Origin of the sequence: Sphingomonas sp. CFBP 13733, from assembly GCF_014841795.1 — a bacterium.
In the GTDB taxonomy this organism is placed as follows: Bacteria; Pseudomonadota; Alphaproteobacteria; order Sphingomonadales; family Sphingomonadaceae; genus Sphingomonas; species Sphingomonas aerolata.
The window spans coordinates 146,739-166,204 of the sequence record NZ_JACYUP010000006.1 but is presented as its reverse complement, the minus strand read 5'-3'; the positions used below and the strand labels follow the sequence as shown (position 1 = coordinate 166,204).

Below are 19,466 nucleotides of genomic sequence, written 5' to 3'. Positions count from 1 at the left end.
AGGCGGGAACCCATATTGGCCGGCCGCGCGATAGACTCGCAACCGCTGGAGGGTATGGATCCCCGCCTCCGCGGGGATGACGGTCCGGCAGCAGNCTGCCCGGGGGCGCCATGTCGATCGGCTCACCGCCATCGGCCATGCCGCGCCCGAGATAGCTCTTGCGGTAGCCATAGAGGAAATAGATCACGAGGCCGACCGCGCCCCAGATCGGCAGTACCGCCATCGCCTCATAGGGAAGCGAGAAGTACAGCCCGATGCAGCCGACGATCGTCAGCGGCGCGACGATCCAGGCCGCCGGCGTGCGGAACGGACGATGCCGGTTCGGCTCGCGCTTGCGCAGGATCAGCAGCGCGATCGCGACCATCATGAACGCGTAGAGCGTCCCCGCATTGGCGATGTCCGCGAGCTGCCCGACCGGCAGGAACGCGGCGGCGAACGCGACGAACACGCCGGTGATCGCGGTGACGATATGCGGCGTCTTCCACTTGGGATGCACGCGGCTCAGCACTTCGGGCAGCAGGCCGTCACGGCTCATCACGAAGAAGATGCGCGTCTGGCCGAACATCAGGATCAGGATCACCGACGGCAGCGCGAGACCGGCGGCATAGCCCATCCAGTTGCCGACATTGGCATAGCCGACCTGACGCAGGACATGCGCCAGCGCCTCGTTCGAGCAGACCAGCGCCTGCGCGTTGGCGGGGATCAGGCAGGCGCGGGCGAGCTCGGCCGACCCGGTGGTGAACGGCACGCCGTCGGCGCCGAACAGCGGCTGTCCGCCGATCGTGCCGATCGCGCCCGCTGCGACCAGCATGTAGAACACGGTGCAGATGCCGAGCGAGGCGATCAGCCCGATCGGCACGTTGCGCTGCGGATCCTTGGTCTCCTCGGCCGCGGTCGAGACCGCGTCGAAGCCGACATAGGCGAAGAAGATCGTCGCCGCCGCGCCGACCACGCCCAGCCCGTTGCTGCCGAGGATGCCGGTGGGGAGGAACGGCTCGAAATTGCTGCCATGCGTCTTGGGCAGCGTCAGCGCGACGAACGCGGTCAGCGCGACGACCTTGATCGTCACCAGCACCGCATTGACGCGCGCGCTCTCGGTCGTGCCGATCATCAGCAGCCAGGTGATCAGCAGCGAGATGACGACCGCGGGCAGGTTGATGAACCCGCCCGGCATGTACGGCCCGTGCGACAGCCAGGTCGGGAGTGTTATCCCGAACGTCTCGTGCAATATCGAGCCCGCGAAATAGCCGGACCAGCCGACCGACACGGCGCTCGCGGCCACCGCATATTCGAGGATCAGCGCCCATCCGACCGTCCAGGCGAGCAGCTCGCCCATGACCGAATAGGTGTAGGTGTAGGCGGAGCCCGCGACCGGGGCCATCGCCGCGATCTCGGCATAGCAGAGCGCGGCGACGACGCAGACCGCGCCGGCGACGACGAAGCTCAGGATCATGCCCGGCCCGGCCTTCTGCGCGGCGGCGGAGGTCAGCACGAAGATGCCCGTGCCGATCACGCAACCGATGCCGAGCATGGTTAGCTGGAACGCGCCCAGCGATCGGTGGAGCGATTTCTTCTCCGCCGTCGCCAGAATGGCGTCCAGTGACTTAACGCGACCAAAAATCAATTCGGTTCCCCCCGGGGGTTGTGAGGGCCTGTTCACTGGCCCCCTTGCTCAAGCCGGGAAGCCTAATGGCAATTTTATTACGCGCAATCCTTTAGTGGCGGAAAGCCGCGCTATCCGGCCAGCATCGGGCCAAGCGGACGTCCGCCAAAGACATGAACGTGCAGGTGCGGCACCTCCTGATGCCCGTGTTGGCCGATGTTCGCGAGCAGGCGATAGCCCGGCTCGACCAGCCCCGCGGCGCGCGCGACCGTCCCGACCGCGCGGATGAACCCGGCGATCTCCGCATCGCCCGCACGCGCGGAGAAATCGTCCCACGAGACATAGGCGCCCTTGGGGATCACCAGCAGATGCGTCGGCGCCTGCGGGTTGATGTCGTGGAACGCGATCGCGAAGTCGTCGTCATACACCCGCTTGGACGGGATCTCGCCGCGCAGGATCTTCGCGAAGATGTTCTGGTCGTCATAGGGCTGGGTGGCGTCGATCGGCATGGGGCTTGCTCCTTTCGGGGCATCCTACCAACCTTCGTCATCCCCGCGAAGGCGGGGATCCATATCCTCGGAGGATCACGATCAATCCGCGCGGCCAGCCAGTCTGGAGTCCCGCCTCCGCAGGAATGACGGAGGTGGCGGATCAGGCAGTCCGCGCAGCCTTCTCGACCAACCCGCCGACACCCTCGCGCCGCTCCAGCTCCGCCCGCACGTCGTCGAGGCTCAGCCCGGCGTCCGCCAGCAGCACCGCGAGATGGAACATCAGGTCGGCGGCCTCGGGGACGATGCTCGCCTCGTCGCCCGAACAGGCCGCGATCACCGTCTCGACCGCTTCCTCGCCGAGCTTCTGCGCGATCTTCGGGCGGCCACGCGCGAACAGGCTGGCGGTGTAGGAGGTGTCGGCGGGCGAATCGCGGCGCGCGCGGATAGTCGCCTCCAGGCGGTCGAAAACGGGGTCTGCCATGCCGTGCGTGCTGACGCAGGCGCGCGGGCGGGTCAATCCTTTGCGCGCGGCGGCCGCTTCAGGAACCGCTTGCGCAGCGCGCGGCGGACCAGCCACACGCCGATCGCGGCGACCGCGAACAGCGCGATGTCCGACGCTTCGGGGCCGGTGCGCGGATGCACCACGCCGCTATGCCCCGACTGCACCGCGACCAGCGGCAGCGTCGCCATGCCGGTCAGGCCGACCGCAGGGGGGTCCGCACCGGGATCCCCGCAGCGGCCAGCGCGGCGTGCGCGTCGCCGATCGACGCCTGGCCGAAATGGAAGATCGATGCGGCCAGCACCGCGCTGGCATGGCCGTCGCGGATCCCGGCGACCAGATCGTCGAGCCCGCCGACCCCGCCGCTTGCCACGACCGGCACCGCCACGCGGTCGGCGATCGCGCGGATCAGGTCGAGGTCATAGCCGCTGCGCGTCCCGTCGCGGTCCATCGAGGTGACGAGCAGCTCCCCGGCGCCGAGGTCGGCGAGCTTCACCGCATGCGCGATCGCGTCGATCCCGGTCGCGCGCCGGCCGCCATGCGTGAACACCTCCCAGCCTTCGCCCGAGCGCCGCGCATCGACGCTCGCGACGCAGCACTGGCTGCCGAAGCGCTCGGCGATGTCCGCGACGAGTTCGGGCCGCTCGACCGCGGCGGAATTGACCGCGACCTTGTCCGCGCCCGCCAGCAACAGCGCGCGCGCATCGTCCGCGGTCCGAACGCCGCCGCCGACCGTCAGCGGCATGAAGCACACCGCCGCGGTCCGCCGCACGACGTCGAGGATCGTGCCCCGGCCTTCATGGCTCGCGCCGATGTCGAGAAAGCACAATTCGTCCGCACCGGCGGCGTCATAGGCGCGCGCCTGCTCGACCGGATCGCCCGCGTCGCGCAGCTCGACGAAGTTCACGCCCTTCACGACGCGGCCGTCGGCGACGTCGAGACACGGGATCACACGCGCGCGGACGGTCATGGGTGTGCTCGAAGAAGGGGTTCACGCGGAGACGCGGAGACGCGGAGACGCGGCGAAGCCGCTAAGATTGATTCACGCGAAGGCGCGAAGGCGCGAAGAGGGAGAAGGGCAGAGCAGGGCTTCTGCTTACACTTCGTGCCTTCGCGCCTTCGCGTGAACCCATATCTGCCTGCGGCGCCAAAAGACTCTCCGCGGCTCCGCGTCTCCGCGTGAACCCTCATGCCGCCTTCGCCACGCTCAACGCCGCCGCGAGATCGAGCCGCCCGTCGTACAAGGCGCGCCCCGTAATCACGCCCTCGACGCCATCACGGACATGCAGCGCGAGCACGTGGATCTCCGCGATCCCCTTCACCCCGCCGCTCGCGATCACCGGAATGTCGACCGACCGCGCCAGGTCGACCGTCGCCTCGACATTGCAGCCCTTGAGCATCCCGTCGCGCCCGACATCGGTGAACAGCAACGACGCCACCCCCGCATCCTCGAACCGGCGCGCGAGATCGACCGCGCTGGTGGTCGAGACGTCGGCCCAGCCCTTGGTCGCGACCATGCCGTCCTTCGCGTCGACCGCGACGACGATCCCGCCGGGGAAATCCTTCGCCACGCCGCGCACGAAGTCGGGATCCTCGAGCGCCGCGGTGCCGATCACGACCCGCGACACGCCCAGATCGAACCAGCCCTCGACATTGGCGCGCGTGCGGATCCCGCCGCCCAGCTGCACATGCCCCGGAAACTGCGAAACGATCGCGCGCACCGCGTCGCCATTGACCGACGCGCCCGCAAACGCGCCGTCGAGATCGACGACGTGCAGATGCTCGGCACCTGCGCTCGCGAACAGCATCGCCTGCGCCGCGGGATCGTCGCCATAGACGGTCGCACGGTCCATATCGCCCTCGGCGAGGCGGACGACTTGCCCTGCCTTGAGGTCGATCGCGGGGAAAACGATAAGGCTCACGGCCGCCACTCCAGAAAACGTTCGAGCAAGGCCAGGCCGTAGCGCTGGCTCTTCTCAGGGTGAAATTGCACGCCGATCATCGTGTCGCGGCCGATCGCCGCGGTGACGGGGCCGGCGTGATCGGTGGTCGCGAGCACGTCGGCGCCTTCGAAGGCGAAGCTGTGCAGGAAATAGGCCTCGCCCGGCGCGATCAGCGGATGCGCGGTGGCCGGCACGACGTCGTTCCAGCCCATATGCGGCACCTTCGCGTCCATCGTCCCCGGCTCGAGCCGCCGCACGCGCCCTGGCACCCAGCCGAGCCCGGCATGCGTCCCCATCTCCTCGCCCGCGTCCGCCATCAGCTGCATGCCGACGCAGATGCCGAGGAACGGCGCGCCCTCGTCGCGCACGCGGCGGTTCATGGCCTCGACCATCCCCGGCACCGCGCGCAACGCCGCCGCGCACGCGCCATACGCGCCGACGCCGGGCAGCACGATCCGGTCCGCCTTCGCGACGACGTCCGCGTCGGCGGTGACGATCAGGTCGCTACAGCCCGCGGTGCGCAGCGCGTTCTCGACCGAATGCAGGTTCCCCGCGCCGTAATCGATCAGCGCGAGCGTCACAGTATCCCCTTGGTCGACGGGATCGCGTCGGCCTTGCGCGGATCGATCTCGATCGCGGTGCGCAATGCGCGCGCGACGCCCTTGAACGCGGCCTCGGCGATGTGATGATTGTTGGTGCCGTACAGCGTCTCGACGTGCAGCGTGATGCCCGCGGCCTGCGCGAAGCTGTGGAAGAAATGCTCGAACATCTCGGTGTCCATGCCGCCCAGCCGGCTCTGCGAGAACAGGTCCTTCCAGACGAGCCAGGGCCGCCCGGAGATATCGAGCGCCACCCGGGTCAGAGTCTCGTCCATCGGCGACAGCGCATCGCCGTAGCGCGCGATGCCGCGCTTGTCGCCGAGCGCCTGCGCGAACGCCTGGCCGATCGCGATGCCGGTATCCTCGACGGTGTGATGCTCGTCGATATGCAGGTCGCCCTTGGTCCGGACGTGCAGGTCGATCAGCGAATGGCGCGAGAGCTGTTCGAGCATGTGATCGAAGAAGCCGACGCCGGTCTCGACGTCGTACAGGCCGGTCCCGTCGAGGTTGATGGTGACGTCGATCGCCGTCTCGGCGGTGGAGCGGGAAATCGTGGCGGTGCGCATGCCACCTCCCATAACGTGCGCCACGACGCATGCAATCTTGACCGCCATCCGAATACCGCTACCCAGAGGGAATGAGTGATGGACTGCCCGATAGCCTGATTCCGTACGACGAGATCGTGCAAGAAGCCCTGCGTGCCGTCGTCGGCCGCGTGCTCGGCTCCGTGTCGGAGGCCGGCGGGCTTCCCGGCGAGCATCATTTCTACATCACCTTCAAGACGCAGGCGCCCGGCGTCGACATCCCCAAGCGGCTGATCGAACGCTTCCCGGACGAGATGACGATCGTCATGCAGAACCGCTACTGGGACCTCGTCGTCGACGACGAGCGCTTCTCGATCGGCCTGTCGTTCAACCAGGTCCCGTCGAAGCTGGTCATCCCCTATTCGGCGATCACCGCATTCCAGGATCCCGCGGTCAGCTTCGAACTGCGCTTCCAGGCGCAGGAAGGCGCGGACGAGTCGCTCGGCGAGCATGACCCCGCCGAGAATGACGGCCCGACCGCGGTGCCGATCGAAGACGGCTCGAACGTCGTCGCCGTGGATTTCAAGCGGAAGAAGTGAGCTGGAGCGAGGCGATCAGGCAAAGCTGATCGCCGGTCGCAAAGCGACGCGAACGGCCGGCCGACGCGCACCGCGCGGTCGACGACATGGGATTTACTCCCATGTCGGCCTTCTGCTCTACGCCGCCATACCGGAACAAGCCCGGCATGACGGCGTAGGTAGGCCATGACCAACACCCGCACAGAAACCGACTCGATCGGCCCGATCGAAGTCCCCGCTCAGGCCTATTGGGGCGCGCAGACCGAGCGATCGGTCGAGAATTTCCCGTTCGGTACCCGCGAACGCATGCCGATCGAGATCGTCCACGCCCTCGCGCTCGTCAAACAGGCCGCCGCGCGCGTGAACCGCACGCACGGCCTCGACGCCACAATCGCCGACGCGATCGACGCCGCCGCGCAGGAAGTCATCGACGGCACGCTCGACGACCAGTTCCCGCTCGTCATCTGGCAGACCGGCAGCGGCACCCAGTCGAACATGAACGTCAACGAGGTGATCGCCGGCCGCGCCAACGAAATGCTCACCGGCACGCGCGGCGGCAAGTCGCCGGTCCATCCCAACGACCATGTCAACATGAGCCAGTCGTCGAACGACAGCTTCCCGACCGCGCTCCACATCGCCGCCTCGCTCGCCGTGACGCGCCGGCTCTTTCCCGCGCTCGACCGGCTGCGGACCGCGCTGCAGGCGAAGGCGGATGCGTGGGACGACATCGTCAAGATCGGCCGCACGCACCTGCAGGACGCGACCCCGCTGACGCTCGGGCAGGAATTCGGCGCCTATGCCAATCAGGTCTATCGCTGTGGCCGCCGGATCGAGCCGGGCGTCACCAACGGCACCAACCGGCTCGCGCAGGGCGGCACCGCGGTCGGCACCGGGCTCAACGCGCCCAGGGGGTTCGCCGCGGATTTCTGCAAGGCGGTCTCCAACCTGACCGGCCATCCGTTCATCCCCGCCGAGAACAGCTTCGAGGCGCTCGCCTCGAACGATCCTCTCGTTCATCTATCGGGCACGCTCAACACGCTCGCGGTCGCGCTGACCAAGATCGCCAACGACATCCGCCTGCTGGGCAGTGGCCCGCGCTGCGGCTTCGGCGAGATCGACCTGCCCGCGAACGAGCCCGGCAGCTCGATCATGCCCGGCAAGGTCAACCCCACCCAGTGCGAGATGCTGACGATGGTCGCCGGCCAGGTGATGGGCAATCACGTCGCGGCCACCATCGGCGGGATGCAGGGGCATCTCGAACTGAACGTCTTCAAGCCGCTGATCGGCGCGAACGTGCTCCGCTCGATCGACCTGCTCGCGACCGCGATGGAGGGTTTCGCGGAGCGCTGCGTCGACGGCATCGAACCCAATCGCGACCGCATCGCCGACCTGCTCGACCGCTCGCTCATGCTCGTCACCGCGCTCGCGCCCGAGATCGGCTATGACGCGGCCGCGAAGATCGCCAAGCACGCGCATGCCGAGGGGCTGACGCTGAAAGAGGCCGGCCTCGCACTCGGGCTGGTCGACGCGGAAACCTTCGACCGGGTCGTGCGGCCCGAATCGATGCTCGGCCGCTAACGCCTCCCCCGACCCCGTTCGTGCTGAGCGAAGTCGAAGCACCGTCGCTTGCGGCACACCCTTCGACGTCGCTCAGGGCGAACGGAAGGGGGAGGGGCGCACCTGCGGGAACCCAAACGCGGTTCGCGCGCTAACCCGCCACACGCGGAGGAGAAATTACGTGGGCGCAACGACCATAGGCGCGCTGATCGGCGCAGGCATCGACTCGCTCAGCGGCGATGACGGCAATGCGGACGGCGCGATCATCGGTGCGGTCACCGCCAACGTGCTCAAGATCGTCGTGCCGCTGGCCGTGACCTACGCGATCGGCTGGGCGGTGCTGCGCGGTGCAGCGGAACTCAAGGACCAGGTTTTCGGAGAGGTTAAGTCATGATCGGACGTATCATCAGTGCATTGGTTGGCCGCGAAATGGGTCGTCGCAGCGGCGGCAGCGGTGGCACCTCGGGTGCAGTGAAGGGTGTGGTCGCGATGAGCGTGCTGCGTCGCATGGGCCCGCTCGGCATGATCCTCGGCGGCGGCTATGCGGCCAAGAAGGCTTATGACCGCAACCGGGCGCGCAAGTCGGGCTACTGATCCGCCGCCAGAATGACACGCGCGGGCTGTGCATGGGTTGACGCCCATGCGCAGTCCGCGGCAAGGGCGCGCATGCCCCACACACTTCCGTCCGACCCGCATGGTTTCCGTCGCCGCGGCGTCCTGTTCGTCCTGTCCTCGCCATCGGGCGCCGGCAAGTCGACGATCGCGCGCCGATTGCTCGCCGACGAGCATGAGCTGGAGATGTCGGTCTCGGTGACGACCCGGTCGATGCGCCCGGGCGAAGTCGACGGCAAGGACTATCATTTCACCGATCTCGAGGGCTTTCGCGACATGGTCGCGAAGGACGAATTCCTCGAATGGGCGCATGTCTTCAACCATCGCTACGGCACCCCGCGCGCGCAGGTCGAGGAGATGCTGGCGGCCGGCAAGGACGTGCTGTTCGACATCGACTGGCAGGGCGCGCAGCAGCTGTTCCAGATCGCGGGCGGCGACGTCGTCCGCGTCTTCATCTTCCCGCCGTCGATGGAGGAACTCCACCGCCGCCTCACCAGCCGCGGTACCGACTCGACCGAAGTGATCGACGCCCGCATGTCGCGCGCCGCGAACGAGGTCAGCCACTGGGACGGCTATGATTACGTCCTGGTCAATGACGACGTCGACAGCTGCATCCGCGGCGTGAAGACGATCCTCGCCGCCGAACGCCTCAAGCGCTCGCGCCAGACCGGCCTGATCGGCTTCATCCGCCGCCTGACGCGCTGACCCCCCGTCATCCTGGATCGGGTCCAGGATGACGAAAGCCTACAGCATCGCCAGAAACGCGACACCGCGCGCGAATTCCTGGCGCTTGAGCTCGCGCAGCTGCGCCGCCTGCCAGTCCTCGCCCCACATCTCGATCGACCAGTCCTCGTCGATCCCCGCCGCCGCCCAGGCCGCATCGCCGTCGATCTCTCCCTCGACCAGCGCCAGCCCGATCACCAGCGACCCCGTCAGCGTGACGACCGGCGACAGCCCGGCAAGGTGGAAATCGTCATGCGCCGCGACCGCCTCGTGCAGCCGCGCGATCGTCGCGGGGGCCTGCGCGACGTGCATCACCCCCGCCGTCACCGCGAACGTCACGTCGTACCGCGCGCGCGCCCAGTCGAGCAGCGGGTCCCAGCGCGCTGCCTGCCGCTCGACCAGCGGTGGCGGGCCGTCCGCGCGGTAGCAGAGCAGGTCGCTCTCGCCATAGGCCGCCAGCCGTGCGGCGAACTGCGCCGGATCGTTCGCGATCGGATCGGTCGCGGCATTGGCGAGGCCCGTCAGCGGCATCGTCCGCGGATCGATCGTCTCGCCGACGCTGCGCCATTCCTCCGCGACCGCCTGCGCCAGCGCATCGGTCGGCAGCGCGAGCGGCCGTCGCCCGGGGGTGCGGACCGGCTTGCCGTCGAGCGTCACCACGCGATCCGCATCGATCGCGACGTCTGTCCAGAATCTCTTCATGCGTCCTGTCCGGTCATTCGGTGGGCGTGCGCCAGCGCTGCGCCAGGCTGCGCGGCACGATCGCGATCATCGCCATCGCCGACAGCACGATCGCGGTGCCGAGGATCTTCGGCCCCCAGCTATAGGCGCGCGCGATCAGCACCAGCCCGAGCACCGCGCCCGCCACGCCCGCGAGCCGCACGCCGACCAGCACGAACCAGCGCCGCTGCGCCAGGCGATCGGCCTCCGTCACGACGCGGTCACCAGATGGCGTAGCGCCGGCACCGTCTCGGCGACGACGTCCGCGCCGGCCTCCGCCAGCTCGTCGACCGCGTGATAGCCCCAGGTGACACCGACCGCCCGTGCGCCCGCGGCGCGTGCCATCGCCATGTCATAGCTCGTATCGCCGATCATCGCGGTCGTCGCCGGGGTCGCGCCCGCCTCCTTGATCGCCGCGAACAGCATCGCCGGATCGGGCTTCGACGGATGCCGGTCCGCGGTCTGCAGCGTCACGAACCGGTCGGTGATGCCGTGCGCGGCGAGGACATGCGCGAGCCCGCGGTCCGACTTGCCCGTCGCGACGCCCAGCATCCAGCCATCGTCGGCGAGCGTCGCCAGCACGTCGGCGATCCCCTCGAACAGCGGCTCCTCGATCAGCTCGCCGCTCGTCCGCATCGCATGGAACGCGGCCTTGTAGTCGGTGGCGAGCGTGCGATGCAGCGCCTCGTCGCCCTGCGGCACCAGGATCTGCATCGCCTCGACGAGGCTGAGCCCGACGATCCGCCGGATCGCGGCGCGCGGCGGCGGGACGAGCCCGGCCGTCTCGAACGCCCGCTCGCACGCGACGCAGATATTCGCCTGACTGTCGACGAGCGTCCCGTCGCAATCGAACACGGCGAGGCGGATCATGAGATTTTCCAGCGCATCCCCGTCTCGTAGATCAGCCGGGCGAACGAGGGAACGCCAAACCGGAACGCGCATCGTCATGTTCCCCCGCAAGGCGGGGGACTCGGGCCCAAGCAGAGCTCCCGATCATGCCCCCTGGACCCCCGCCTCCGCGGGGGAACGGGCAGGGGGCACCCCCACCACCACCACCCCGGCGAAGGCCGGGGTCCAGTTGGGGGACGGTGCTGACGAAGCGCAGCCCCCGGTTACTGCAACCTCCCCAACTGGACCCCGGCCTTCGCCGGGGTGGTGTTAGGTATGGGGCGAGGTTGGTCCGCGAGATGACCGCGACCCCCGCCTCCGCAGGGGAACGAGTAGGCGGGCAGAGCCCCACCATAATAACCACCCCGGCGAAGGCCGGGGCCCAGTTGGGGGACGGTGCTAACGGCGCGCAGCACCCGGTTACTGCAACCACCCCAACTGGGCCCCGGCCTTCGCCGGGGTGGTGTCAAGAGAGCGTAGCCGTCGACCTGCTAGACCACCGCGACCCCGGCCTGCTGCAGGGCCCGCTCGGCTCGCTCGCCGCCTTATTGTTCTCAACCACACCGCGCACGCGGTGTTCGGCACGGTGACTGAAGCCGTGTGGTTGCGGCTGTTGCGGTAACGCTCGCGCTGATCCGTTCCCCCGCGAAGGCGGGGGCCCAGGACTCAAGCAGCGTGCCATTCGTGGTCCCTGGACCCCCGCCTCCGCGGGGGAACGGGAGGGCACCCAACAATCACCACCACCCCGGCGAAGGCCGGGGCCCAGTTGGGGGACGGTGCTAACGGCGCGCAGCACCCGGCTACTGCAACCTCTCCAACGGGACCCCGGCCTTCGCCGGGGTGGTACTGGAAATGGGCGAGACCACCCCGCTAGATCACCGCGACCCAGGCCCGCTCCTAGGCCCACCCGGCTTCCCCCCCGGACGACCCCGGCCACCAGGCTTGGCACCCTCGACCCGCGGCCCACTCCTGGGCGCGCCGAACTTCGACCCCGCGCCCGTCCGCGAACCACCCGTCTTCGGCCCCGCAGGCTTGCCCCCCGCCGTCTTCTCCTCGACCACACCACGCCCGCGCCGTTCGCCGCGGCGCTCCTTGCGCACCGACTTCGCATGCGCCCTGGCGCGCGACTTGATCTCCTCGCGCGACGGCGCGGTCTTCTCGTCGAGCACCAGCGCATCGCCGAGCGACTCCTCGAAGCCCAGCTGCTTCAGGCTTTCCGCGAAATGCGTCGGCAGTTCGGCGGTCACGTCGATCGACCCGCCATCGGGATGGTCCACCTTGATGCGGCGCGCATGCAGATGCATCTTGCGCGAGATCCCGCCGGTCAGGAACGCCGCCGCGCCGCCATATTTCCCGTCGCCGACGATCGGATGGCCGATCGCCGCCATATGGACGCGCAGCTGGTGCGTGCGACCGGTGAAGGGCTGCAGCTCGACCCAGGCGGCGCGGTTGCCCGCGCGCTCGATCACGCGGTACCGGGTCCGCGCGGGCGCGCCCTCGGCCTCGTCGACATGCATCTTCTCGCCGCCGGTGCCGGGCTGCTTGCCGATCGGCAGCTCGATCATGCCGTCCTCGATCGACGGCACGTCGACCACCAGCGCCCAATAGACCTTCCGCGCAGTCCGCCCCGAAAACGCCTTGGCGAAGAATGCCGCTGCGCGCGACGTCCGCGCGACCAGCAGCGCGCCCGACGTATCCTTGTCGAGCCGGTGGACCAGCTTGGGCCGGCCCTCATTGTCATACTGGAGCGCATCGAGCAGCCCGTCGACATGCTGCGTCGTCTTGGTGCCGCCCTGCGTCGCCAGACCCGGCGGCTTATTCAGCACGAACGCCTGGAAATCCTTGTGGATGACCATCGCCTGCGCGGCCTCGGTCTCCTCGTCCGACAGGATCACGCGCTCGCGCACGCGCCGCGGCGCGTCGACGTCGGCGGTGGCCTTGTCCGCCTCGGGCGGCGGCACGCGCAGCATCTGGCCCGCCGCGATCCGGTCGCCGGGCGTCGCGCGCGCGCCGTCGACGCGCAGCTGGCCGGTCCGCGCCCACATCGCCACTGTCGTGAAGCTCGTCTCGGGCAGGTGCCGCTTGAACCACCGGTCCAGCCGGATGCCGTCATCGTCGAATCCGACGTTGAACTCGCGGAAATTCGTATCGCTATCGTGTTTGCCCGCAGTCATGCGACGGCCCTTACTGCGGAGAGACCCGCGAACAACGCGGCGATCGAACCGATCACCGACACCAGAACATAGCCGAGCGCGAGGCCCGGCGCGCCACGCTCGATCATCGTGACGACGTCGAGCGAGAAGGAGGAAAAGGTCGTGAACCCGCCGAGCACGCCGACGCCGAGCAGCAGCCGCCAGCCTTCGGGCGCCGAATGGCGCGCGAGCACGCCGACGAGCACGCCCATCAGCAGCCCGCCGACGAGATTCACCGCCAGCGTGCCGAACGGATAGCCGGCACCGAGCAGCGCGGTCATCGCGCGCCCGGTCAGATAGCGCGCGCCGGATCCGACCGCGCCACCGACCATGACATAGAGAAGGGGAGACATGCCCGCGCCCTAGCGCGAATCGCGGAAAACGGAAAGCCGCGCTTGACGGGCATGCGCGGCGCTCGCCCTTGGACACGGCGGCGTCGCTCAGCGCCCGGCGTTGGAGACCAGATCGACGTCGCTGACGCCGCCCACGCGCGGCGTGACATACACCCTATAGGCATCGCCGCCGCGCAGACCGCCGAGCACGTGCCGGCGGCCGTCGCTGCGGTGGTCGGCCGAATAGCCCGTGTCGGCGGTGCGCGTATAATAGAAGTCGAGCAGCCGCTGCGGCGTGGCGCGACTCGAAAAGTGCACGACGCGCAGCCGGCAGCCGGCCTGGTCGGAACCCGCCGCCTCCGACAGCTGCGCATCGGGATAGAGGGGCAGGTCGGCGGGCAGGCGATTCGCCCACCTCGCCGAATAGCCGATCGTCCGCGCACACGCCGCCGCGTTCGGAAACGTCTGCTGGTCGGCCAGCGCGCCCAGCGTCAGCGCCGCGTCGGCCTGGCGGCAGGCGGGACAGCCACCGGCAGCGGCGGGCGCGCGCTTCAGTGTACGTGGATCGACCGTATCGGCGCGGCGGCCCGCTTCCTCGGGTGGCATCGCCCCGCCCATCGGCTCGGGCGGCGGGCGGATCGCGTCGTCGTTCGATGATTGGGACAGCGTCGGGTCGACCATGATCTGACCCGCGAGCGCGGCGTTCAGCGCCGGGTCGCCCGCATTGCCGTTGCCAAGGTCCGCCTCAAGGCGCGTCGGGTCCTGCTGATCGACCGCGGGCTCGCCGCACGCGATCAGCGCGAGCGGCAGGGCAAACGCCAGGGCGGGCAGGCGGATCGTACGGGCAAAACGGGTCATCACCCGGCATCAATGCGGGAGTGCGGGTGAAGAAAGCGTTGTCGCGGTACGCTTGGTTGGCCGGCCCGCGATCTTGCCTGCGACCCGTCGAGACGCCATGTCCGGGTCATGCTCAACCTCGTCTCGATCCTCATCGGCCTCGTCACCCTCGCACTGGGTCTCGTCGCCTTCTTCCCGCTGCTCGGCTGGATGAACTGGCTGGTCATCCCGATCGGCATCGTCGGTGCTGCGGTCGGTGCACTGTCGTCGAGCAATGCCGGGCGCAATCTCAACATCGTGCTGATCATCATCTTCACGCTGCGGCTGATGCTCGGCGGCGGCATCATCTGACCGCGGGGGTCGGAGGGTCAGCGGCAGCGAATCCGGCCGCGATCAACCGACCGGCCGGGCAACGCACCGCCGCGCGTATCGACCAGCGTGCCGATCAGCCGTGATCCACCCCGCGCGATGACGTTGCCGAGGACACCGCCGGCCAGCCCGCCGGTGATCAGGCCGGTCGTCCCGTCGTCGCGGCGACAATAATAGCGACCGTCGGCGCCGCGATACAGCCGATCCGCACGGCTCAGCCGGCGCACCGCATAATAGCGGCCATCGCGAAAATACCGGTCCGCAAAATAGCCGCGCTGCCCCGGTTCGGGGCGATCATGATCATAGGCGCGGTATCGCTGCCAGTCGCCGGCGTCGCGTCGTGCGACGCCGGCGATCGTCTGTGCACCGGCCACGGCGGCACCGACGACCCCCGCCTCGAGCCCCGCACCGAGCAGGACGAGGGCGACGGTCGCGGCGATCCGCATGCCGGCGCGTCGATCAGGCAAGCGTGTGGTCGAGCGTGATGTCGGCGTTCAGCACCTTCGACACCGGGCAGTTCGCCTTGGCATCCGCCGCGATCGTCGCGAACTCGTCGGCCGAGATCCCCTCGACCTTCGCATTCAGCGTCAGCGCCGACTTGGTGATCTTGAACCCGTCGCCATCCTTGTCGAGCGTCACCTTCGCGCTCGTCTCGAGCGTGCCCGCCTCATAGCCCTTGGCCGCGAGCGCAAAGCTCAGCGCCATGGTGAAGCAGCTCGCATGCGCGGCGGCGATCAGTTCTTCGGGGTTGGTGCCGGGCTCGTTCTCGAACCGCGTGTTGAAGCCGTAAGGCGAGTCGGACAGGACGCCCGACTGCGTCGAGACATGGCCCTTGCCGCTCTTGCCGAGGCCTTCATAGCTGGCCGAACCGCTGCGTGTCGTCATTTTCGGATCCTTCGAAACATGAAAAAGGGCGCCGCGGTTTCCCGCGACGCCCCCCTTCAACGCATCAGTCCGCAATGCGGTGCGTGGTTTAGCGGCAACGACGATTATTGTTGCTCGTGCCCTTGTCGATCGCGCGACCGGCCAGGCCACCCAGGACCGCGCCGCCGAGCGTGCCGACCGTGCGGTCGCCGCGCGTGTCGACCGTGCGGCCGAGGAGCGCGCCGCCGACGCCGCCGATGATCGTGCCCGTCGTGCCGTTGCTCTTCTTGCAATAGGTCCGCCCGTCGCGACCGCGCCATTCGCGCTTGCCGCGCTGCGCATCGGCGGCCGAGATCGGCACCGCGAGCGTCGGCAGGACGAGGGCGGTCGCGCTGAGTGCCATGATCAACTTACGCATAAAATCTACTCCCGTTTGTAATGATCTGTGTCCGTAACGGCCGGCGTTTACCCCCGGTTGCATGAACCCAAAACAACGTCGCGTTCATCTTCGCTCCGGGCATCCTGGGTCGTGCAGGCACAGCAATCTGTCCCCGTTATCCACAGCAAGTTATCCACAGGCTGTGCACAAAAGGATAAGAACCGGCAAAATTGCGCCCCGGGCACGGGCTGCCCGGGGACTTTTCCCCGTTATCCACAAAAAATTATCCCCACCTGTGGATAAGTCTGTCCTCAGCCGGGAAATCGCGCAAAATCCGGTCGCGGGTGCGGCCTCGCTTGTGTCGCGCGCCACAGCGGCTAGGCCGGGGGGATGCTGCCCGCCACGATCCTGTCGCCCGACGTCCTTCCCGCCGCTGCGCGCTGGCTCGATCTCGCCGGGCTCGCGGTGTTCGCCGCCTCGGGCGCGCTCGCCGCGGCCAAGCGCGGGCAGACCGTCGTCACCGCGATCTTCTTCGGGCTGATCACCGGGGTCGGCGGGGGCACGGTGCGCGACCTGCTGATCGACGCACCGGTCTTCTGGGTGCACGACGCGCGCGCCGCCAGCATGTGCCTGATCGTCGCGCTGGTGATCTGGATCACGCCCGAACGCTGGTGGCGCGACGAGGCGCTGGGCTGGTTCGATGCGATCGGGCTCGCCGCCTATGCGGTGTTCGGCGCGGCCAAGGCGCTGGGCTATGGCGTGCCGCCCGTGCCCGCGGTGCTGATGGGGGTGATGAGCGCCTGTTTCGGCGGGATCATCCGCGACGTGCTCGCGGGCGAACCCTCGATCCTGATGCGTCCCGAACTCTATGTCACCGCGGCGGCGCTCGCCGCGGCGAGCTATGTCGGGCTGGTGCTGCTGGGGGTGCCGATCGGCTGGTCCGCGGTCGTCGCGGCGAGCGCGGGGTTCAGCCTGCGCGCCGCCGCGATCCGCTTCCACCTCGCGCTGCCCGCCTACCGCGCACGCCGCTAGTCCGCAGTCAGCCCCGCACGACGCCGACCTCGGCAAAGCGGCGCGGCTCGACCGGTGGCACCGCCGCGTCGTTCAGCGCGCATTGCCAGTGGCCGACATCGATCCACTGGCCGTTCTTGTACCCGACCGCGCGATAGACCCCGGCGCGGCGGAACCCGACCGATTCGTGCAGCCGGATCGATCCGTCATTGGGCAGCGCGATGACCCCGATCGCCTGGGTGAACCCTTGCGCGCGCAGCGTGTCGATCAGCGCCTCGTACAACAGCCGCCCCGCACCCTGGCGCTGCGCCGCATCCGCGACATAGACCGTGGTCTCGACGACGAAGCGATAGGCGGCGCGTTCGCGGAACCGTCCGGCATAGCCGAACGCGATCACCCCGCCCGCATCCCCCACCGTCGCGACCAGCCAGGGATAGAGCCCGTCCGACGCCGCCATCCGCGTCCGCATCTGCCGTGCGTCGGGCGCATCCGTCTCGAACGAGACCGTCCCCACCAGCACGTGCGGCGCATAGATCGCGGCGATCGCGGCGGCGTCCTCGGGTCGCGCCGCCCGGATCGTGATGGCCCCGGCCGTCCCGATCGTGGGCGACGCGCCCGGCATTACAGGCCGATCCGCGCGAGCAGCAGGTCGAGCAGCCGCGCATCGCCGCCGTCGCCCGCACTCGGGCCGATGCCGCCGCATTCGAGGCAGCGTGCCTGGATCGAGCCCGAGGTCGCCAGCCGCTTCATGTCGCCGACCGCACGCGCGACCATCTGGCGGCGGTCGAGCGCGATCCGGCCGAACGCGTCGCTGCCGGTCGTGGTGTCGTCGTCACCCGTGTCGAAACCGGCGGCGAGCTGGGCAAGGACGCCCGGCGGCTTTTCGAGATATTCGGCATGGATCTTCGCCGGATCGAGCTTGGCGCGGCGGGCGGCCTCCGCGATCGCGTCCTTCAGCGTGCCGAACCGGTCGACCAGCCCGATCTGGCGTGCGGTGCCGCCGTCCCAGACGCGGCCCTGGCCGATCGCGTCGACCCGCGCCGGGCTCAGCTTGCGCGACGCGGCGACGCGCGCGATGAACTGGCGATAGCCATTTTCGATCCCCGCCTGGATCAGCGTGTCGAACATCGGCGTCGTGCCGGCGGTGATGTCGGGCTGCCCCGACAGCGGCGTCGTCTTCACGCCGTCGGTGGTGACGCCGATCTTGGCGAGTGCGGTCTCGAACGTCGGGATGATCCCGAAGATGCCGATCGACCCGGTGATCGTGCCGGGTTCGGCGAAGATCACGTCGGCGGGCGTCGACACCCAGTATCCGCCCGACGCGGCGAGGCCGCCCATCGACACGACCACCGGCAGGCCCTTCTTCTTCGCCTCGAGGATCGCGAGCCGGATCCGTTCGGACGCGAGCACCGATCCGCCCGGCGAATCGACGCGCACGACCAGCGCCTTGAGGTTCTTCTTGGCGAGCCCGTCGAGCATCGCCTTCTCGATCGTCTTGCCCGCCGCGGTGCCGGGGCCGCCTTCGCCGTCGACGATGTCGCCCGCCACGGTCAGCACGCCGATCGCGTCGCCGCCGGTCGGCAGGGGATTGGCCTTGACCCAGGAGTCATAGGTGATGGTGTTGAAACTGCCCGCAGGCTTGCTCGTGTCGGCGCCCGCGATCGCGGCGACGCGCTTGCCGAACGCGGTCCGGTCGCCGAGCTTGTCGACGATCCCTGCGCGCAGGTTCGCGGTCGCGATGTCGCCATTGGCGGCGAGCACGAGCGCGTCGGGGCGGGCGAGGAACTGCGCGATCTGCGCCTTGGGGCGGGCCTTGGCGACCGCTTCGCGCCACTGATCGTACAACGTGCCGTACAGCGCCTGGCTCGCCGCGCGCGCATCGTCGCTCTGGTCGGTGCGCGTATAGGGCTCGACGAACGACTTGTAGCGGCCGACGCGGTAGACATGCGTCGTGATCCCCAGCTTGTCGATCAGCCCCTTATAGTAAAGCTGGTTGCCGCCCGGCCCCATGAACAGCGTGCCGCCCAGCGGATTGACCCAGACCTCGCTCGCATTGGCCGCCAGCCGGTAGCTGCCGTCGGTATAGGCGGTGGCATAGGCGAGCACCGGCTTCTTGGCGGCGCGGACGCGCGCGATCGCGTCGCCGATCTCGCCCAGCGCGGCGGGATAGGCCCCGGTAAAGCCGTCGAGATCGAGCACCAGCGCCTTCACCCGGCCATCGGTCCGCGCGGTATCGATCGCGCGCACCACGTCGCGCAGGCGGAACTGCTTCGGCGTATTCTGTCCCGACAGCGCGGCAAAGGCGGCGGGTTCGGCGGGCTGCTCGACGATCGAGCCGTTCAGGTCGAGCACCAGCGCGCCGTCCTTGATCGCCTTGGTCCCCGGCCGCGCATTGAGCGCCGCGAAGACCAGACCGAAGAACAGCAGCATCGCGATCAGGACGAGTGCGTCCTTGATCCCGACCAACAGCTTCCATGCGCCGCGTACCAGCTTCACCTGCGTCTCCTCATACCGGCACGGCCGGTTGGTGCGATGCCGGCAACGCCGGTTCACCGTCGACGATAGCCGCGTGTGTCATGCGGGAGCAATACGCTTATCCGTTTCGCCCAGCGGTCGCCCGCCGGCGCTGCGCCGCGCGCGCCGGCAACCGCAATCCGTCATCCTGACGAAAGTCAGGACCCAGAGCCAAACAGGACAGCGCCCCGCAACCTTGGATCCTGACCTGCGTCAGGATGACGGACGGGA

Annotated in this window: 26 protein-coding genes; 7 read left to right on the top strand and 19 right to left on the bottom strand. The window is 68.9% G+C overall.

Annotation, left to right across the window (positions count from 1 at the left end; genetic code table 11):
* Positions 1–95 precede the first annotated feature (95 nt).
* The 8 genes from IFT71_RS17850 to hisB all read right to left on the bottom strand — a co-directional run.
* A partial coding sequence (locus tag IFT71_RS17850) for an amino acid permease (protein ID WP_192071544.1) occupies positions 96–1,624 on the bottom strand: 1,529 nt, incomplete at its 3' end.
* Between the two features lie 110 nt (positions 1,625–1,734).
* Entirely contained in the window at positions 1,735–2,112 is a 378-nt protein-coding gene (locus tag IFT71_RS17845; RefSeq protein ID WP_192099734.1) for a histidine triad nucleotide-binding protein, read from the bottom strand.
* A 142-nt stretch (positions 2,113–2,254) separates the two neighbouring features.
* Positions 2,255–2,575 carry a phosphoribosyl-ATP diphosphatase gene (locus IFT71_RS17840; RefSeq protein WP_056408834.1) on the bottom strand — a complete coding sequence of 107 codons (321 nt, stop codon included), beginning with the start codon at positions 2,573–2,575 and terminating at the stop codon, positions 2,255–2,257.
* Positions 2,576–2,607: 32 nt separating this feature from the next.
* Positions 2,608–2,784, bottom strand: coding sequence for a hypothetical protein (locus tag IFT71_RS17835; RefSeq protein ID WP_166747134.1), 177 nt, complete (start codon positions 2,782–2,784; stop codon positions 2,608–2,610).
* Positions 2,785–2,789: 5 nt separating this feature from the next.
* Positions 2,790–3,563: an imidazole glycerol phosphate synthase subunit HisF gene (gene hisF, locus IFT71_RS17830; protein WP_192142613.1), complete on the bottom strand. Its 774-nt coding sequence runs from the start codon at positions 3,561–3,563 to the stop codon at positions 2,790–2,792.
* A 217-nt stretch (positions 3,564–3,780) separates the two neighbouring features.
* Positions 3,781–4,515, bottom strand: a complete 735-nt coding sequence (gene hisA / locus IFT71_RS17825) for a 1-(5-phosphoribosyl)-5-[(5-phosphoribosylamino)methylideneamino]imidazole-4-carboxamide isomerase (RefSeq protein ID WP_031394379.1) — start codon at positions 4,513–4,515, stop codon at positions 3,781–3,783.
* On the bottom strand, positions 4,512–5,117 hold the full coding sequence (gene hisH, locus IFT71_RS17820; RefSeq protein WP_192142611.1) for an imidazole glycerol phosphate synthase subunit HisH: 606 nt from the start codon (positions 5,115–5,117) through the stop codon (positions 4,512–4,514). Before hisH ends, hisA begins: the two co-directional genes overlap by 4 nt.
* Positions 5,114–5,701 (bottom strand): imidazoleglycerol-phosphate dehydratase HisB, encoded by a 588-nt coding sequence (gene hisB / locus IFT71_RS17815; protein WP_192142609.1) that lies wholly within the window; start codon positions 5,699–5,701, stop codon positions 5,114–5,116. Before hisB ends, hisH begins: the two co-directional genes overlap by 4 nt.
* Before the next feature lie 71 nt (positions 5,702–5,772).
* Here hisB and IFT71_RS17810 point away from each other — a divergent pair, with 71 nt between their 5' ends.
* The 5 genes from IFT71_RS17810 to gmk all read left to right on the top strand — a co-directional run bounded on the left by IFT71_RS17810 (position 5,773) and on the right by gmk (position 9,111).
* On the top strand, positions 5,773–6,258 hold the full coding sequence (locus IFT71_RS17810; protein WP_031394376.1) for an SspB family protein: 486 nt from the start codon (positions 5,773–5,775) through the stop codon (positions 6,256–6,258).
* Between the two features lie 165 nt (positions 6,259–6,423).
* Positions 6,424–7,815: a class II fumarate hydratase gene (gene fumC, locus IFT71_RS17805; RefSeq protein ID WP_192142607.1), complete on the top strand. Its 1,392-nt coding sequence runs from the start codon at positions 6,424–6,426 to the stop codon at positions 7,813–7,815.
* A gap of 160 nt (positions 7,816–7,975) precedes the next feature.
* Complete coding sequence (locus IFT71_RS17800) at positions 7,976–8,188, top strand: hypothetical protein (RefSeq protein ID WP_037530644.1); 213 nt, start codon at positions 7,976–7,978, stop codon at positions 8,186–8,188.
* Entirely contained in the window at positions 8,185–8,388 is a 204-nt protein-coding gene (locus IFT71_RS17795; RefSeq protein WP_031440271.1) for a hypothetical protein, read from the top strand. Before IFT71_RS17800 ends, IFT71_RS17795 begins: the two co-directional genes overlap by 4 nt.
* A gap of 72 nt (positions 8,389–8,460) precedes the next feature.
* Positions 8,461–9,111, top strand: a complete 651-nt coding sequence (gene gmk / locus IFT71_RS17790; protein ID WP_055873910.1) for a guanylate kinase — start codon at positions 8,461–8,463, stop codon at positions 9,109–9,111.
* 39 nt (positions 9,112–9,150) lie between these two features.
* Here the strand turns inward: gmk and IFT71_RS17785 are convergent, their stop codons facing one another.
* The 6 genes from IFT71_RS17785 to IFT71_RS17760 all read right to left on the bottom strand — a co-directional run bounded on the left by IFT71_RS17785 (position 9,151) and on the right by IFT71_RS17760 (position 14,119).
* Positions 9,151–9,831: an ATP12 family chaperone protein gene (locus IFT71_RS17785; RefSeq protein ID WP_056408843.1), complete on the bottom strand. Its 681-nt coding sequence runs from the start codon at positions 9,829–9,831 to the stop codon at positions 9,151–9,153.
* Positions 9,832–9,844: 13 nt separating this feature from the next.
* Entirely contained in the window at positions 9,845–10,063 is a 219-nt protein-coding gene (locus tag IFT71_RS17780; protein WP_037532554.1) for a hypothetical protein, read from the bottom strand.
* A complete protein-coding gene (locus tag IFT71_RS17775; RefSeq protein WP_192142605.1) occupies positions 10,060–10,719 on the bottom strand; it encodes an HAD-IA family hydrolase in 660 nt (219 codons plus the stop codon). Before IFT71_RS17775 ends, IFT71_RS17780 begins: the two co-directional genes overlap by 4 nt.
* 893 nt (positions 10,720–11,612) lie before the next feature.
* On the bottom strand, positions 11,613–12,911 hold the full coding sequence (locus IFT71_RS17770) for an RluA family pseudouridine synthase (RefSeq protein ID WP_192003249.1): 1,299 nt from the start codon (positions 12,909–12,911) through the stop codon (positions 11,613–11,615).
* Positions 12,908–13,282 (bottom strand): fluoride efflux transporter CrcB, encoded by a 375-nt coding sequence (gene crcB / locus IFT71_RS17765; protein WP_031441014.1) that lies wholly within the window; start codon positions 13,280–13,282, stop codon positions 12,908–12,910. Before crcB ends, IFT71_RS17770 begins: the two co-directional genes overlap by 4 nt.
* Before the next feature lie 87 nt (positions 13,283–13,369).
* Entirely contained in the window at positions 13,370–14,119 is a 750-nt protein-coding gene (locus IFT71_RS17760) for a hypothetical protein (RefSeq protein ID WP_192142603.1), read from the bottom strand.
* 108 nt (positions 14,120–14,227) lie between these two features.
* Here IFT71_RS17760 and IFT71_RS17755 point away from each other — a divergent pair, with 108 nt between their 5' ends.
* Entirely contained in the window at positions 14,228–14,449 is a 222-nt protein-coding gene (locus IFT71_RS17755; RefSeq protein WP_031395999.1) for a hypothetical protein, read from the top strand.
* A 17-nt stretch (positions 14,450–14,466) separates the two neighbouring features.
* On the opposite strand, the gene IFT71_RS17750 is transcribed toward IFT71_RS17755, so the two are convergent.
* The 3 genes from IFT71_RS17750 to IFT71_RS17740 form a co-directional block, all read right to left on the bottom strand.
* A complete protein-coding gene (locus IFT71_RS17750; RefSeq protein ID WP_244655025.1) occupies positions 14,467–14,934 on the bottom strand; it encodes a hypothetical protein in 468 nt (155 codons plus the stop codon).
* Complete coding sequence (locus IFT71_RS17745) at positions 14,927–15,352, bottom strand: OsmC family protein (protein ID WP_031395930.1); 426 nt, start codon at positions 15,350–15,352, stop codon at positions 14,927–14,929. Before IFT71_RS17745 ends, IFT71_RS17750 begins: the two co-directional genes overlap by 8 nt.
* An 88-nt stretch (positions 15,353–15,440) precedes the next feature.
* Positions 15,441–15,749 carry a glycine zipper 2TM domain-containing protein gene (locus tag IFT71_RS17740; RefSeq protein ID WP_037532560.1) on the bottom strand — a complete coding sequence of 103 codons (309 nt, stop codon included), beginning with the start codon at positions 15,747–15,749 and terminating at the stop codon, positions 15,441–15,443.
* A gap of 351 nt (positions 15,750–16,100) precedes the next feature.
* On the opposite strand from IFT71_RS17740, the gene IFT71_RS17735 reads away from it, so the two are divergent.
* The gene (locus IFT71_RS17735; protein WP_056408854.1) at positions 16,101–16,742 is read left to right on the top strand and encodes a trimeric intracellular cation channel family protein; all 642 of its coding nucleotides are present in this window, start codon (positions 16,101–16,103) and stop codon (positions 16,740–16,742) included.
* A gap of 7 nt (positions 16,743–16,749) precedes the next feature.
* Here the strand turns inward: IFT71_RS17735 and IFT71_RS17730 are convergent, their stop codons facing one another.
* Complete coding sequence (locus IFT71_RS17730; protein ID WP_192142601.1) at positions 16,750–17,343, bottom strand: GNAT family N-acetyltransferase; 594 nt, start codon at positions 17,341–17,343, stop codon at positions 16,750–16,752.
* Entirely contained in the window at positions 17,343–19,217 is a 1,875-nt protein-coding gene (gene sppA, locus IFT71_RS17725; RefSeq protein WP_192142600.1) for a signal peptide peptidase SppA, read from the bottom strand. The genes IFT71_RS17730 and sppA overlap by 1 nt, the downstream gene beginning before the upstream one ends.
* Positions 19,218–19,466 lie beyond the last annotated feature (249 nt).

Bases quoted from the DNA above. Each gene is read 5' to 3' on its own strand.
- IFT71_RS17775 (WP_192142605.1), bottom strand. From the start codon at position 10,719: ATGATCCGCCTCGCCGTGTTCGATTGCGACGGGACGCTCGTCGACAGT.
- IFT71_RS17845 (WP_192099734.1), bottom strand. From the start codon at position 2,112: ATGCCGATCGACGCCACCCAGCCCTATGACGACCAGAACATCTTCGCG.
- IFT71_RS17755 (WP_031395999.1), top strand. From the start codon at position 14,228: ATGCTCAACCTCGTCTCGATCCTCATCGGCCTCGTCACCCTCGCACTG.
- IFT71_RS17735 (WP_056408854.1), top strand. From the start codon at position 16,101: ATGCTGCCCGCCACGATCCTGTCGCCCGACGTCCTTCCCGCCGCTGCG.
- IFT71_RS17760 (WP_192142603.1), bottom strand. From the start codon at position 14,119: ATGACCCGTTTTGCCCGTACGATCCGCCTGCCCGCCCTGGCGTTTGCC.
- IFT71_RS17730 (WP_192142601.1), bottom strand. From the start codon at position 17,343: ATGCCGGGCGCGTCGCCCACGATCGGGACGGCCGGGGCCATCACGATC.
- gmk (WP_055873910.1), top strand. From the start codon at position 8,461: ATGCCCCACACACTTCCGTCCGACCCGCATGGTTTCCGTCGCCGCGGC.
- IFT71_RS17795 (WP_031440271.1), top strand. From the start codon at position 8,185: ATGATCGGACGTATCATCAGTGCATTGGTTGGCCGCGAAATGGGTCGT.
- IFT71_RS17745 (WP_031395930.1), bottom strand. From the start codon at position 15,352: ATGACGACACGCAGCGGTTCGGCCAGCTATGAAGGCCTCGGCAAGAGC.
- IFT71_RS17840 (WP_056408834.1), bottom strand. From the start codon at position 2,575: ATGGCAGACCCCGTTTTCGACCGCCTGGAGGCGACTATCCGCGCGCGC.
- IFT71_RS17770 (WP_192003249.1), bottom strand. From the start codon at position 12,911: ATGACTGCGGGCAAACACGATAGCGATACGAATTTCCGCGAGTTCAAC.
- IFT71_RS17835 (WP_166747134.1), bottom strand. From the start codon at position 2,784: ATGGCGACGCTGCCGCTGGTCGCGGTGCAGTCGGGGCATAGCGGCGTG.
- crcB (WP_031441014.1), bottom strand. From the start codon at position 13,282: ATGTCTCCCCTTCTCTATGTCATGGTCGGTGGCGCGGTCGGATCCGGC.
- IFT71_RS17810 (WP_031394376.1), top strand. From the start codon at position 5,773: ATGAGTGATGGACTGCCCGATAGCCTGATTCCGTACGACGAGATCGTG.
- IFT71_RS17785 (WP_056408843.1), bottom strand. From the start codon at position 9,831: ATGAAGAGATTCTGGACAGACGTCGCGATCGATGCGGATCGCGTGGTG.
- IFT71_RS17740 (WP_037532560.1), bottom strand. From the start codon at position 15,749: ATGCGTAAGTTGATCATGGCACTCAGCGCGACCGCCCTCGTCCTGCCG.
- hisB (WP_192142609.1), bottom strand. From the start codon at position 5,701: ATGCGCACCGCCACGATTTCCCGCTCCACCGCCGAGACGGCGATCGAC.
- fumC (WP_192142607.1), top strand. From the start codon at position 6,424: ATGACCAACACCCGCACAGAAACCGACTCGATCGGCCCGATCGAAGTC.
- hisF (WP_192142613.1), bottom strand. From the start codon at position 3,563: ATGACCGTCCGCGCGCGTGTGATCCCGTGTCTCGACGTCGCCGACGGC.